The sequence below is a fragment of the Bacillus sp. JZ39 genome, assembly GCF_053903145.1.
Window position 1 is genome coordinate 1802701 of record NZ_CP096389.1, and the last position, 16527, is coordinate 1819227.

Sequence of the window (16527 nt, forward strand, 5' to 3'; positions counted from 1 at the left end):
TTCAGATCAGGAGAATTAACCATTTCTGAGGTGGAAGAACATCTTAAAGGCATGAAGCGGCAGTTGAAAAGCCCGCTTTCAGAAGGGCAAAAAGGGCTGTGGATGCTTCAAAAAATGTCTCCTGGGATGAGTGCATATAACATTCCTTTATGCTTTCGCTTCAGCAAACCAATACATGCAGAGACGTTCAAGAAAGCCCTTCTGTTTGTACAGAGACAATATCCGGTCTTAGCCAGTGTGATTCAAGAAGAAAATGGCATTCCATTTCAATCGGTTCAGTTATCAAAGGATCTTTATTTTGTGGAAGAGGATATATCAGCAATGAAATCAGCAGATATTTTGCCTTTTCTAAAAGAAAAAGCAAAAGAACCTTTCCAGTTGGAAGCTGGTCCGTTATGGCGCACACACCTTTTTCATCGGTTAGAAGAATGCATTGTTCTTATAACAATTCACCATATCATATTTGATGGTGTGTCGATGCTGACATTGATATCGGCGCTATTCGAAGCGTATCAACAATTGCTGAATGGGATTGAACCCTTGCAGCAGCCATTAACAGCTGATTATTACGATTTTGTCGATTGGGAAAAACGGATGCTGACTGGCAGAGAAGGGGAAGAGCATCTCGCTTACTGGAAAGAACAGTTGTCTGGGAGTCTGCCAGTTCTTGATTTGCCTGCTGACCGTCCGCGGTCTTCAGCACGAAAATTCAAGGGGCAAGCTTATAAAAGCTTGCTCCCCCATCACCTGAGAAATCAAATTAAATCGTTTGCCCGCACCAATCATGTGAATGAATCGGTTGTGTTTCTCTCCATTTACAAAGTACTGCTGCATCATTATACAAAACAAAAGGATATCATTGTCGGCGTTCCGACATTGGGTCGGCATGAAGACAGATTTGAAACCCTAATCGGTTATTTTATCAATATGATGGCTGTTCGGAGCAAGAATATCGGAGCTCAGCCATTAACAGCATTTATTCGGGAACTGCAGCTGACAATGGCTGACGGTCTGGATCATGCGGCGTTTCCGTTCCCTGCATTGGTAAGAGAGCTGAATGTAGACCGCTCTGCCGCGGATTCTCCGGTTTTTCAAACAGCTTTTCTGTACCAAAACTTTTTTCAGGCAACAGGCTTGCAAAAAGTGCTCGAACCGTATCAAACGCTTGGCATCGAATATATTGAAGACATTCGGCAAGAGGGTGAATTTGAGCTGGCGCTCGAAATATATGAGCAAGAAAATGAAACAGTGCTTCATCTTCTGTACAACCCTGATTTGTATGAACTGTCCTCCATTGAAAGCATGATGGAGAACTATATGAAGCTCGCGCAGCACATGATGGATGACCCGTCTTTGCCGCTTGAAGCCTACTCTTTGCGATTAAATCAAGAACAAACTAATTTGGTGGAACAATGGAATGCGACAGGGACAAACATCGCAAATGAAAAGTGTATACATGAGGTGTTTGAGGAAAAAGCGAAACAAACCCCTGATGCGGTTGCTGTGATGTTTGAAGACAGATCACTTACATATAAAGAAGTAGATGAAAAAAGCACATCTGTGGCAGTCTACCTTCAACATCAGGGTGTTGGACCTGAACAGCCCGTTGGCATTTGTGCAGAGCGTTCGTTTGATATGATCATCGGAATTTTAGGAATACTGAAAGCTGGCGGAGCGTATGTGCCGTTAGATCCAAATTTTCCGCAAGAACGATTAGAGTACATGCTCAAAGACAGTCAGGCATCCATTGTCCTCACCCAACCTAACGTTCATGATAGGATCAGCGGATTAACTGGCAGCCATGTAAAAGCGATCAATATCGAGTTAGCTTGCCGAAACGGTTATACAGACCAGCAAAGCAGCGGTTTAAAGCGGGAAGTAAAACCGGAACACCTCGCTTATATTATTTATACATCGGGAAGCACTGGAGAGCCTAAAGGGGTTATGGTAGAGCATCGGAGCATTATGAATACCCTGAATTTTCTTGAATCTCACTATCCTGTAACGGCTGAGGATGCATATCTATTGAAGACGAACTATGTGTTTGATGTATCGATCTCAGAATTATTCGGATGGTTTATTGGAGACGGCCGTCTTGTGATTCTTCCGCCTAATGGGGAGAAATCACCGCAGCTTTGCATGGATTATATTGAAACATATAAAGTGACTCACATTAATTTTGTGCCGGCCATGCTGCATGTTTTTTTAGAAATAGCGAAAGACAACAAGCGATTCACAGAGGATGGTCCGCTGAAGTATATGATGGTTGCAGGTGAAGCCTTCCCTAAAGAATTAGTGAAAAAGGCGGTATCACTCTTTACAAACTGCCGTGTTGAAAATATATACGGACCGACGGAAGCCTCCATTTACGCTGCGTATTTCGGATGCGGAAAAGGAGATATCGCGAGTCACCATACACCGATTGGAAAGCCTGTCTCCAACACGAAAATTTACATTGTGGACCAGCATTTGAAGCCTGTCCCGATCGGAAAGCCTGGTGAGCTTTGCATCGCTGGAGCCGGCTTAGCAAGAGGCTACTTTAAAAAGCCGGGGCTTACGGCTGAAAAATTTATTGATAATCCCTTTGAACCAGGGACGAAGCTATATCAATCGGGTGATTCAGCAAGGTGGCTTCCTGACGGCAACATAGAATACTTGGGACGGATTGACAGCCAAGTCAAAATACGTGGTTTTCGCGTAGAGCTGGGCGCAATAGAAACAAAGCTGAGTGAATTTCCGGGCATTTTAGATCAGGCGGTAGTGGTGAAGCAGCTGGAGGGCCATCAACAGCTCGCTGCTTATTATACAGAGGAAAGCGGACATGCCTCTGCCAATCCAAAAGATCTGCGCCTTCATCTAAAATCGAGTCTGCCCGAATATATGATACCTTCACACTTTATCCGCTTAGATGAGCTTCCATTATCGCCCAGCGGAAAAGTGAACCGTAAAGAATTAGAAAAACGCGAGATCGTGTTCAACAGAAGGAAACCAAATCACTTGCAATTAACGGAAATAGAGGATCAGGTGCTGCGCATTTGGGAGGAAACGCTCAAGGTCAGCGGAATTGGGCCGGAAGACGGATTTTTCGATGCGGGCGGCGATTCGCTTCTGGCTGTAGCTGTGGCTGAACGAATCAAAAAAGAATTCGATTGTGAGTTTCATGTTACTGAGCTGTTTGAGTATTCCACGATCCGTGCAATCAGTGAATACATTTTGGAGATGAAAAACTCAGATCTAGCCGGGACACAAAATGAAGATCATTATGATATCAAAAAAGATAGAAAACACCTAGAACAGAAGATTCCTCCTTATTTTGACGACAGTGTTGCGATTGTGGGGATATCTTGCCAGTTCCCGGGTGCGAAAAATCATCATGACTTCTGGAACCACATCAAAGAAGGCAAAGAAAGCATACGATTCTTTTCTGAAGAAGAGCTTCGCGCAAATGGAGTTCCCGAAGAATTGATACAGCATCCTGACTATGTGCCGGTGCAATCTGTGATCGAAGGGAAAGACTTATTCGATCCCGGTTTCTTTCAAATTTCGCCAAAAGATGCTGAGTATATGGACCCTCAGCTCCGCCTCTTATTGCTGCACTCCTGGAAAGCGATTGAAGATGCAGGATATGTGGCTAAGGAGATTCCGGCAACAAGTGTATATATGTCTGCAAGCAGCAATTCATATAGAACGTTATTGCCGAAGGAGACAACAGAAGGACATGAATCACCGGATGGCTATGTCTCATGGGTTTTAGCCCAAAGCGGAACCATTCCCACAATGATCTCACATAAGCTCGGATTAAAAGGGCCAAGCTATTTTGTTCATTCTAACTGTTCTTCATCACTAGTCGGTTTATATCAAGCATACAAAAGCCTGACATCGGGCGAATCACAATATGCGCTTGTCGGAGGCGCAACATTGCACGCACAATCAGCGATCGGCTACGTGCACCAAAACGGGTTGAATTTTTCAAGCGACGGGCATGTAAAGGCGTTCGATGCTTCGGCGGACGGAATGGCCGGAGGTGAAGGCGTAGCAGTCATCCTGCTGAAAAAAGCTGTGGATGCCGTAAAAGACGGAGACCATATTTATGCCATTATGCGCGGAATAGGCATCAATAATGATGGGGCAGAGAAGGCAGGCTTCTATGCGCCTAGTGTAAAAGGCCAAACAGAAGTGATACAGCATGTATTGGATACAACCAAGATCCATCCTGAAACGGTCAGTTATATTGAAGCACACGGTACGGGAACGAAATTAGGCGATCCTATTGAGATGTCTGCGCTAAATAAAGTGTACAAGCAATACACCGACAAAACACAATTTTGCGGAATTGGTTCAGTAAAAACGAATATCGGCCATTTGGATACAGCTGCGGGGTTAGCCGGATGCATTAAAGTTGCGATGAGTTTATACCATAATGAACTTGCACCGACCATCAATTGTACGGAGCCGAATCCGGATATAAAGTTTGAAAGCTCTCCTTTTTATGTTGTCCGTGAACGAAAATCGTTAGAGAAACACGCAGGTGTCCATCGGGCGGCTCTGAGCTCATTCGGCCTTGGCGGAACTAACGCCCATGCAATATTTGAGCAATATGAAAACATTTCTGATGCAGGTACCGAAAACGAAGGCAATCAGCCTTACATCATTCCTATATCAGCTAAAAATAGTGAACGGCTCCAAGTATACGCGAAGGAAATGCTGTCCTATATCAGACAAGACGAGCAAAGGCATTTCTCTTTAAGAGATATTGCATATACCTTCCAAGTCGGCCGTGAAGCAATGGATAACAGGATCGTTTTTATAGTGAACGATCTGGAAGAATGGAAACATCAGCTGGAAGCTTTTGTGACTGGAAAGCCGCTCACAGAAGGCTGTATTCGAGGAGAAAAAACGAGAATGACATCCGCTGAACAGCTGCTTGGAAATGCTGAAGCAGATGATATGGCTTCAGCACGGATATCAAAAGAAGAATTGAGAAAGCTTGCCGAGACGTGGGCAAATGGCTTTCACGTTGAATGGCGCAGGCTCTATCCAAATACAAAGCCACGCCGCATCAGCTTGCCGACATACCCTTTTGCCAAAGAACGATACTGGCCTGAAAGCAGCGCCAGCGATATGACAACAATTGAACCTTTGCGTTTGCATCCTTTGGTGCACCATAATACATCGGTTCTGTCAGAGCAGCGTTTCAGCTCTATTTTCACAGGACAAGAGTATTTTATTGCCGAGCATATCATTAAAGGCATGGCGATTTTGCCGGCGGCGGTCACGCTTGAAATGGCAAGAGCCGCTATAGAACAAGGAATTGGCGGATTGGAAGATCATGAAACTGGAATCAGGCTGAAAAATGTCGTGTGGGTTCGCCCGGTTGTAGCAGGAAGTGAGCCGGTTCAGGTAAATATCGGACTTTACGATGAAGATGGCGGACACATTGCTTATCGGATGTATGGCGAGCCGGAATCCGCTGATGCAGAACCAGTTGTATATAACCAAGGTATAGCGGAATTGATTCAGTTAAAGCGAGAAAAAGCACTGGATCTTTCTAAGATCAAGAAACAATGTGATCAAAGCAGAATGGATGCTGCCTCGTTTTATGAAGGGATGATCGGCGCCGATTACGGTCCAGGTTACAAGAGTGTAGAGGCCGTATATAAAGGCGACGGCCAGCTGCTTGCCAAATTATCACTGCCGGAATCTGTTGCACATACGTTGGGCGATTATGTTCTTCATCCAAGTGTAATGGATGGGGCGTTACAGGCGGCTGAATATTTGCAAAATGTCGTCAGAGCGGAACTTTCAGACACTGAAGACTTTAAGGCAGCACTGCCATTTGCCCTGGAGGAACTTGAGGTCTTTGGTCAGTGCGTTTCTGACATGTGGGTTTATGTTCAATTCAACTCGAAAAACAAACCGGGAGATTTGATACAGAAAGTCGATATTCACCTATGCGATGAGCATGGCATGATCTGCGTGCGGCTGAAAGGATTTTCGACGAGGGTGATGGAGGCAGATATACAAACCGAACCATCAAAAATGAACGCTGAAACTTTATTGCTTCAGCCCGTTTGGCAAGAACAAAAGGCAGCTGAAGGCGCGGCAGCAAAAAAATATGCAGAGCATCTCGTGTTCCTATGTGAATATGATCATGAGACGAGAGAACAGATTGAAGCAGCCATCGAGGATGTCCATGTATACAGCCTGGAAGCAAGGCCTTCTTCAGTAGATGGGCGTTTCCATTCTTATACAGAACAAGTGTTTAAAAAGGTACAAGAGATCATTCGTACGAAACCGAAAGACGGCATTCTCGTTCAGATCGTAACCTCTGCAGAGGGAGAACAGCAATTGTTTTCAGGGTTGACAGGACTGCTGAAAACAGCTTGTCAGGAAAATGCCAAACTAACCGGCCAAATGATTGAAGTCAGCCGTGAAGAAAGTGGAGAAAGCATCGCTGGCAAACTGTTAGAAAATCAAATAAGCGGCGATTCATATGTCAAATATCAAAACGGGACACGGTATATTGCTGATTGGCGTGAAATCAAACAGGCAAAAGGAGACGGCAGCAAACCGTGGAAAGAAAACGGCGTTTATCTCATTACAGGAGGTGCCGGCGGACTAGGTCATATTTTTGCAAAGGAAATTGCGGAACAAACGAAAAATGCGACAGTCATTCTGACGGGCCGCTCACCTCTTAGCGAAAGCAAAAGCACAAAGCTGGAAGAGCTTCATAGCAAGGGGGCTGACATCACCTACCGGCAAACAGATGTTACCAATAAAATTGAAGTCTATCAGCTCATTGACGACATTCAAAAAAGATATGGCCGTCTGAACGGTATTCTTCATAGTGCCGGAATCATCAAGGACAGCTACATGGTTAATAAACAGGCAAAAGATCTGCACGATGTACTGGCGCCAAAAGTAAAAGGGCTTGTTTATCTAGACGAAGCGAGTAAGGATTTGCCTTTAGACTTCTTTATTCTCTTTTCATCTCTTTCAGGAAGTTTAGGGAGCATTGGCCAGTCTGACTATGCGGCAGCCAATGTATTTATGGATATGTATGCAGGCTATCGAAATAGGCTTGCCGGCCTCAGCCAGCGGCATGGGAAGACGCTTTCTGTAAACTGGCCTTTATGGAGAGATGGAGGCATGCAGGTCGATCAAGAAACTGAGAAAAGGCTTGTGCAACTTGCCGGCATTGTTCCTATGAGGGCGGAAAAAGGAATTCAGGCATTATATCAAGCACTTCATTCAGAGGCAAACCAAGTAATGGTGATCGAAGGCGATGTGCAGAAAATAAAACAAAACATGCTGGCCAAAAACGCCTCAGCACCTATGGAAAAGAAGGAAGCAGAACACATGACTGAACAAATAAATAGCATTGATACAGACAGTTTGCTGGATAAAGTAAAGGCGATGTTAAAGCGAGAGATCGCTAAGCTGTTAAAGGTCAAGCTTGAAACGATTGATGATCATGCTGAGATGACGGTGTATGGTTTTGATTCTATCTCCATGACTGAATTCACCAACCATATCAATCGCGCCTATCAGTTAGAGCTGACGCCAACCGTATTTTTTGACTACCCGACGATTCATGCGTTTGGCAAGCATTTGTCAGAAGAATATCAATCGGTATTTGCGAAGACATTTGTTGTGCGCGCAGCATCGGCTCAGCTTCAGCCTGCTGCGAAACAGGAACAAGCCGTGCGTGCCAAAGCTAAAAGACGCAGAAAGCAGCAAGTCATGCTGCCAAACGCCATACAGAGTGATGCAGGGCCTGAGCCAATTGCCATTGTGGGCATAAGCGGGATTTTCCCTATGGCGAAAGACGTTGAGGCGTACTGGAACATCTTAAAAGAGGGCAAAGACTGCATGACAGAAATCCCGAAAGATCGCTGGGATTGGCGTGAATATGAAGGTGATCCGGCGAAGGAAGTCAATAAAACGAACGTGAAATGGGGCGGTTTTATTGACGGTATTGCAGATTTTGATCCATTATTCTTTGGCATTTCCCCGCGTGAAGCTGAACAAATGGAACCTCAGCAGCGCTTACTGCTGACTTACGCCTGGAAAGCGATCGAAGATGCAGGATATTCGGCGAAAAGGTTGTCAGGCACAAAGACCGGCGTCTTCATCGGAACGGGAAATACAGGATACAGCTCTCTTCTATCTAAAGCGAATTCGGCAATAGAAGGATCAGCGGCAGCCAATACGAGCCCATCGGTCGGTCCGAACCGGGTCAGTTATTTCCTTAATCTGCACGGGCCGAGCGAACCGATTGATACAGCGTGCTCAAGTTCACTAGTGGCGATCCACCATGCCATCTCTTCAATTGAGGAAGGCACTTGTGACATGGCATTAGCCGGCGGTGTAAATACGATTATCCTTCCTGAGGTGTATATCAGCTTTGATAAGGCGGGAGCACTGAGCAAAGAAGGAAAATGCAAGACGTTTTCAAATCAAGCCGATGGTTTTGCACATGGGGAAGGTGCCGGCATACTGTTCCTGAAAAAATTAAAAGCGGCTGAAGAAGCGGGAGACCACATTTACGGAGTCATAAAAGGCAGTGCAATCAATCACGGCGGCCGTGCAGCCTCTTTAACGACTCCCAATCCGAAGGCGCAGGCAGATGTTATTCAGTCGGCATATCAAAAAGCGGGAATCGATCCGAAAACCGTGACCTACATTGAAGCCCACGGAACCGGGACGGAGCTTGGAGACCCGGTTGAAATTAACGGTTTGAAATCAGCTTTTAAAGCATTGGGTGTAAATGAAGGAGACACATCAGCCAATCCTTACTGCGGATTAGGGTCTGTAAAGACAAACATCGGCCACTTATCGCTGGCAGCCGGTGCAGCAGGAGTTATTAAAATATTATTGCAGCTTAAGCATAAAACCTTAGTGAAAAGTCTGCATTGCGAAAACGTGAATCCATACATTCAGCTGAAAAACAGTCCGTTCTATATCGTACGGGAAACGGAAGAATGGAAAGCGCTGAAAAATGAACGGGGAGAAGAGCTTCCTCGACGGGCAGGTATCAGTTCATTTGGAATCGGCGGGGTAAACGCCCACGTGATTATCGAGGAATATATTCCGGAAGCATCCGATGAGAATATACCATCCATCACGCCGGAACATCCGGGTATCTTCGTTTTATCGGCTAAAAATGAAGCGCGGCTAAAAGAACATGCACAGCAGCTGGCAGATGCGCTTGATAAGCAAACATATAGTGACGTAAATCTCGCCCGAATCGCTTATACACTGCAAGCCGGACGGGATGCGATGGAAGAACGTCTCGGGATTATTTCCGGTTCCATGGAGGATGTACAGCAAAAGTTAAAACACTTTGCAGCAGGCAAAAGCGGTGTCGAGGATGTATTTAAAGGCAGGATTGATAAAGGCACACTCCAAATGCTGACAGAGGACGAAGAGATTCAAGAAGCCGTCGAGAAATGGATGGAACGGGGAAAGTATGCAAAATTGCTTGAATTATGGGTAAAGGGGCTTGATGTAGACTGGACGAAATTGTATGGCGAGAATCTGCCAAAGCGCATCAGCTTGCCGACGTATCCTTTCGCAAAAGACCGTTATTGGATCTCTGATCATATTGAAAAAATCGGCAGCATTGATGCAAATCAAGCAGCCTCCCGCCTTGGCGGAGCCGTGCTGCATCCATTAATGCATCAAAACACATCGAATCTCTCGGAACAAAGGTTTAGCTCTATTTATACGGGAGAAGAGTTTTTCCTTGCTGATCATGTTGTGAAAGGCCAACGGATTTTGCCGGGAGTGGCTCATCTTGAATTGGCGCGGGCAGCTGTTGAGCAGGCCGCAGAGGTAGAAGGTGTACCGTGCACCATGAAGCTAAAGAATGCGGTGTGGGTGCGGCCTATTGTTGTAGAGGATCAGCCACAGCAAGTACACATTAGGCTTTTACCGGGAGAAAATGGTGAGATCTCTTATGAAATCTATGGTCATTCAGACGTTACTGGCGAACAGTCAATCGTCTACAGTCAAGGCAGCGCGGTATTGAATCCTGCTGAAAATCTGCCGGCGGTTGATTTGCAATCTCTGCGGGAGCAGTGTCAGGAAAGTCATTTCAGCGTAAACGAAGTATACGACACCTATCGAATGATTGGATTTGAATATGGTCCTGCTTATCGCGGAGTGAAAAAAATCTATACAGCTGAACAATTTGTTTTGGCAAAATTGTCATTGCATCCGTCAGCTGCAGATACGCTCAGCCAATACAAAATGCACCCTGGGCTGATGGATTCTGCTTTGCAGGCGTCAAGCATTTTGACAGGCGCCGGGGATAACCAGCTGACACTGCCTTTTGCGGTCCAGGAGCTTGAAGTCTTCGGAGCATGTTCGTCAGAAATGTGGGTCTACGCAAGATACAGCCAAGGCAGCAAGGCAACTGATAAGGTGCAAAAGCGCGATATTGATGTTTTAGATGAGAGCGGCAATGTTTGCGTACGGATGAAAGGATTATCTTTCAGAGCAGCGGAAGGCGGCTCTGGATCGGCGGAATCTGATCAAACGCTGGAAACCCTGATGTTTGAAGAAAAATGGGTGCCTAAGGATTTTAAAAAAGAAAGTCCTGAGCCTCATTACGAACGGCACATTGTCATGCTTTGCGACATGAATGGCCTCTCAAAAGATCGCATTGAATCAAGAATGACAGGAGCGGAATGCATCGTTTTGGAGTCATTCCGCGAAGGACTTGCAGAGAGGTTCCAGGATTATGCCGAACAAGCGCTTGAGACGGTCCAGGGTCTTCTCAAAAGCAGACCTCAGGGCAATGTTCTGATCCAGCTGCTTACCTCTGCACAAAGAAAGCAGTACTCATTCTCAGGGCTATCGGCGCTCCTTAAAACTGCCGGCTTGGAGAATAAAAAACTAATCGGCCAGACGATTGAAATCGATTCACATGAAAATATTGAAAGTGTGATAGAAAAACTGAAAGAGAATAAAAGGCACACAGAAGATCAGCACATCAAATATGAAAAAGGCAAACGGTACATCAATGATCTGGATGAAATGCAAATAGATGATCGGGAAATAAGCATGCCGTGGAGAGATAAAGGTGTTTACCTCATCACGGGCGGCGCAGGAGGACTTGGGTTTATTTTTGCAAAAGAGATTGCTCGCCAAGCCGAACAGCCTGTGCTCATTCTGACAGGCAGATCCGCGTTGAATGCGGATCAGCAGGCGGAGCTTAACGAACTTCAGCAATTAGGGGCTCGCGCAGAATACAGGCAGGTTGACGTGACACAAACGGAAGCAGCCTCCGAGCTTATCACAAGCATTACGTCTGATTACGAAGACTTGAATGGTGTCATTCACAGCGCTGGGCTGATTAAAGATAACTATCTTATGAGCAAAACCAATGAAGAGCTGACACAAGTTCTCGCTCCTAAGGTGAAAGGGCTTGTGAATGTGGATGAGGCAACCGAGCATCTTGCGTTAGATTTCTTTATCCTCTTTTCTTCAATATCAAGTGTTGCCGGCAGCGCGGGACAGGCCGATTATGCAATGGCTAATGCATTTATGGACAGTTATGCTGCTTATCGAAATGCGCTTGTAACCGCCATGTACAGGCACGGACAAACGTTGTCAATCAATTGGCCGCTCTGGAAAGAAGGCGGCATGCGCGCGAATAAAGAAATTGAAAACATGACGTTGAAAAACACAGGTGTGACTCCAATGCGGACCGAGACCGGCATTCAAGCGCTGTATAAAGGTTTGGCATTTGGCAAAGATCAAGTCATCGTCATGGAAGGATTCAAAGACATGATGAGGGAAAAGCTGACTCAAAAGCCGTCTTCTGATGATGTACCAATGAAAACAGTGCAAGTCCCGGTGACATCTGAAGCGAGAATGGATCAAGGGAATATGTTTGACCACATTCAAGAAGTTTTAAAGCAAACAATCTCTCAATTGCTCAAAATCAAACCTGAAGAGATTGACCAGGACATGGAGTTTAATCAATATGGATTTGATTCGATTACGTTAACTGAATTCGCAAATACACTGAATGAGAAGTACAAGCTGGATCTTACGCCTACGATCTTCTTTGAGCACGCAACTGTTTATGCATTTGCAGGGTATCTGTCAGAAGAATATCCAAATGCTTTTACAGCTCAAACGCCTGCCAAAGCTGAGGTGCTGATGCAGCCTGTCGAACAGAATATAAAAAATATGATGTTTTCGACTGAAAACCGCTTTGTAAAACCTTCGGCAACACCAATGCAAAAGGAAGCTGATCACAAGCCTGAGCCTATTGCGATTGTTGGGATGAGCGGCGTTTTCCCAAAGGCAAAAGACATTGAGGAATATTGGAAGAACCTGTTATCGGGCACGGATTGTATTACAGAGGTTCCAAAAGACCGCTGGGATTGGCAGGAGTATTACGGAGACCCTCTGAAAGAAGCGAATAAAACAAACGTCAAATGGGGCGGTTTTATTGATGAAGTAGCTGACTTTGATCCATTGTTCTTCGGCATATCTCCGCTGGAGGCTGAGCAGATGGAGCCTCAGCAGCGCCTGTTAATGACCTATGCGTGGAAGGCGGTAGAAGAAGCGGGACACTCAGCGAGAAGCCTGGCAGGAACCAAAACGGGCATCTTCATCGGGACAGGAAACACAGGGTACAGTTCACTTCTGTCAAATGTAGACATCGAAGGCTCAGCGGCTGCGAATATGAGTCCTTCTGCAGGACCGAATAGAGTCAGTTATTTCCTGAACATTCATGGACCGAGTGAACCGATCGACACTGCGTGCTCAAGCTCTTTGGTCGCCATTCATCATGCGGTTTGCGCCATTGAAAATGGAAACTGTGAAATGGCGATTGCGGGAGGGGTCAACACGGTCGTAACTCCGCAAGGCCATATCGCCTATGATAAGGCCGGGGCGTTGAGCAAAGAAGGAAGATGCAAAACATTTTCTGACAAAGCCGATGGATTCGCAGTCAGTGAAGGTGCCGGCATTCTCTTTCTGAAAAAGCTGACAGCGGCTGAACGAGACGGTGATCATATTTACGGTGTCATTAAAGGAAGTGCGGTAAACCACGGTGGCCGCGCAAATTCTCTAACGACTCCTAATCCGAAAGCTCAGGCGGATGTCGTAAAAACAGCATATGAAAAAGCGGGAATTGATCCAAGAACCGTAACTTATATTGAAGCGCATGGGACTGGAACCGAGCTGGGCGATCCAGTAGAAATCAACGGCTTAAAAGCGGCATTTAAAGAGCTGTATGAAAAAACGGGGGACCCGGCTGTTCATGGCAGCCATTGCGGACTTGGATCAGCGAAAACAAACATCGGCCACTTATCGCTTGCGGCCGGTGTGGCGGGTGTCATTAAAGTGTTATTGCAGCTCAAGCATAAAACGCTTGTCAAAAGTCTGTACAGTGAAACTGTTAATCCGTATATCAGACTGGACGACAGCCCGTTTTATATTGTGCAGGAATCGAGAGAGTGGCAGGCGCTTCGGGATGAAGCCGGCCGAGAGCTGCCGCGCCGCGCAGGTATCAGTTCGTTCGGGATAGGCGGCGTCAATGCCCACGTGGTCATTGAGGAATATATTCCGAAAGAAACAACCCATCCTGCAACAGCACTAGCTGTGACAGCACAGCACCCGGGCATCTTTATTTTGTCGGCAAAGGATGAAGATCGTCTGAAAGACCAAGCCCGGCAATTAGCAGACTTTATCAGCAAGCGATCTATCACTGCTCGTGACCTCACTGATATTGCTTATACACTCCAAGAGGGGCGTGATGCAATGGAGGAGAGATTAGGGATCATCGCTGTCTCGACTGGAGACTTGCTGGAAAAACTGAACCTCTTTATAGAAGGGGGCACCAATGCGAAGTACATGTACAGAGGCAGAGCAGAAAAAGGTATCGCACAAACATTGAGATCAGATGACGAAGTACAGAAAACGCTCAACAATAGCTGGGAGCCTCACATATATGAAAGACTGCTTGATTTATGGGTAAAAGGCATGGAAATAGGCTGGAGTAAACTGTATGACGGCAAACAGCCGAAACGCATCAGCCTCCCTACCTATCCATTTGCGAAAGAACGCTACTGGATAACGGATACGAAAGAGGAGGCAGCCGCCCATCAAACAGCTTTAAAAACAGTCGAATCAGCAGCTTTGCATCCATTGATACATGTCAACACATCTGATTTGTCAGAGCAGCGTTTCAGCTCGGCCTTTACAGGTGCTGAGTTCTTTTTCGCCGATCATAAGGTGAAGGGGAAACCGGTTATGCCGGGCGTGGCATATCTTGAGATGGTTCATGCTGCCGTTACAAGAGCAGTGAGAAGAACCGAAGATCAACAATCTGTTATTCACATCAAAAATGTTGTGTGGGTGCAGCCGATTGTGGCGGACGGCCAGCCTGTGCAAGTGGATATCAGTCTAAATCCCCAGCAGGACGGCGAGATTGCTTTTAACGTCTATACAGAGGCTGCACACAATGATCGAAAGATACATTGTCAAGGCAGTGCTTCAATCCGCGGGGCAGGAGACATTCCAGTCCAGGATATCAGCGCGCTTCAAGACCAATGCAGTTTAAGCACACTCTCACACGACCAGTGTTATGAATTGTTTAAGGCGATCGGCATTGACTACGGACCTGGTTTTCAAGGGATAGATCGGCTTTACATCGGCCGCAATCAAGCCTTGGCAGAGCTTTCTCTGCCTGCTGGTGTAACTCACACACTGAATGAATTCGTTCTTCATCCAAGTATGGCCGACTCTGCTTTACAAGCGTCGATCGGGCTAAAGCTGAATTCCGGTGACGAGCAGCTTTCTCTGCCTTTTGCACTGCAAGAGCTAGAAATATTCAGCCCGTGTACAAATAAAATGTGGGTGTCTGTGACATCTCGTCCTAATGAGGACAAAATACAGAGACTGGATATTGATTTGTGTGATGAACAAGGCCGAGTGTGTGTAAGAATCAAGGGGATTACCTCAAGGCTGCTGGAAGAAGGCATACAACCGCCAGACGGGCCGACATCACTAGGAAACTCCAAAGCAACTCTTAACGGAGCGCTTCTTATGGCGCCGATATGGGATCGAGTGCAGCTGGAGAAGAGGAGCATTTCGCCTGCTGATGAGCGTGTTGTCATCCTCGGAGGGGATGACAACAGCAGAAAAGCTGTTCAAAGGGAGTTTCCGTTTGCCAAGGAGCTGTACATTGAGCCGAACGCATCAATTCATAGAATTACAGGCCAGCTTGAAGCACTCGGATCGTTTGACCACATCGTGTGGATGTCTCCTTCTCGTGTGACAGAGTGCGAAGTCGGCGATGAAATGATTGAAGCCCAAGATCAAGGCGTCATTCAAATGTATAGGCTCATTAAGGCAATGCTTTCTTTAGGCTATGGACAGAAGGAGATAAGCTGGACGGTCGTGACGGTGAATACACAATATGTTGATCAGCATGATATTGTCGACCCGGTCGATGCCGGGGTGCACGGCCTGATCGGTTCAATGTCAAAAGAATATCCAAATTGGCAGACAAAGCTGATCGATGTTAAAAAATACGAAGACCTGCCGTTATCTCAACTCCTTTCCTTGCCTGCCGATCAAGAAGGGAATACGTGGGCCTATCGAAACAAGATTTGGCATAAGCTTCGTCTAATTCCAGTACACAACAATCAACCGGTGCACACGAAGTATAAGCACGGAGGTGTTTATGTTGTCATAGGCGGAGCTGGCGGTATTGGTGAGGCGTGGAGTGAATATATGATCAGAACATATCGGGCGCAGATCGTTTGGATTGGCAGAAGGAAAAAGGATGCAGCCATTCAAAGCAAGCTGGACAGACTTGCGCGTCTAGGGCCAGCCCCGTATTACATTCAAGCTGATGCGGCTAACCGAGAGGAATTAGAACGAGCGTATGAAACAATGAAACAAACGCATCGAGAAATCAACGGCATCATCCATTCTGCGATTGTCTTACAAGACCGAAGCCTGATGAATATGAGTGAGGAATGTTTCAGAAACGTTCTTGCTGCAAAGGTTGATGTAAGCGTGCGAATGGCCCAAGTTTTCCGGCATGAACCACTGGATTTTGTTTTGTTTTTCTCTTCCGTACAATCGTTTGCAAGAGCTTCCGGACAAAGCAACTACGCTGCGGGCTGCAGTTTTAAGGATGCTTTTGCACAACGGCTTTTTCAAGTATGGCCTTGTACAGTGGCCGTGATGAATTGGAGTTATTGGGGAAGCATTGGTGTTGTTTCATCACCGGATTACCAGAAGAGAATGGCTCAGGCAGGCATAGGCTCAATTGAAGCCCCTGAAGCAATGGAAGCTTTGGAATTGCTGCTCGGGGGACCGCTGAAGCAGCTAGTGATGATGAAAATGGCAAACGAAACGAATGATGAAGCGGAACAGACAGAAGAAACGATTGAAGTGTACCCGGAAACTCACGGCTCCGCCATTCAAAAGCTGCGAAGCTATCACCCGGGTGACAGCACAAAGATTCAACAACTGTTATAGGAGGGGAAG

The 16527-nt window shown here is 46.2% G+C and carries 1 protein-coding gene; it reads left to right on the forward strand.

Going from position 1 to position 16527, the window contains the following annotated elements:
* The first annotated feature begins 51 nt into the window (after positions 1-51).
* The gene (locus tag M1D65_RS09180) at positions 52-16518 is read left to right on the forward strand and encodes an amino acid adenylation domain-containing protein (RefSeq protein WP_456270869.1); all 16467 of its coding nucleotides are present in this window, start codon (positions 52-54) and stop codon (positions 16516-16518) included.
* Positions 16519-16527: the final 9 nt, after the last annotated feature.

Bases quoted from the DNA above. Each gene is read 5' to 3' on its own strand.
- M1D65_RS09180 (WP_456270869.1), top strand. From the start codon at position 52: ATGAAGCGGCAGTTGAAAAGCCCGCTTTCAGAAGGGCAAAAAGGGCTG.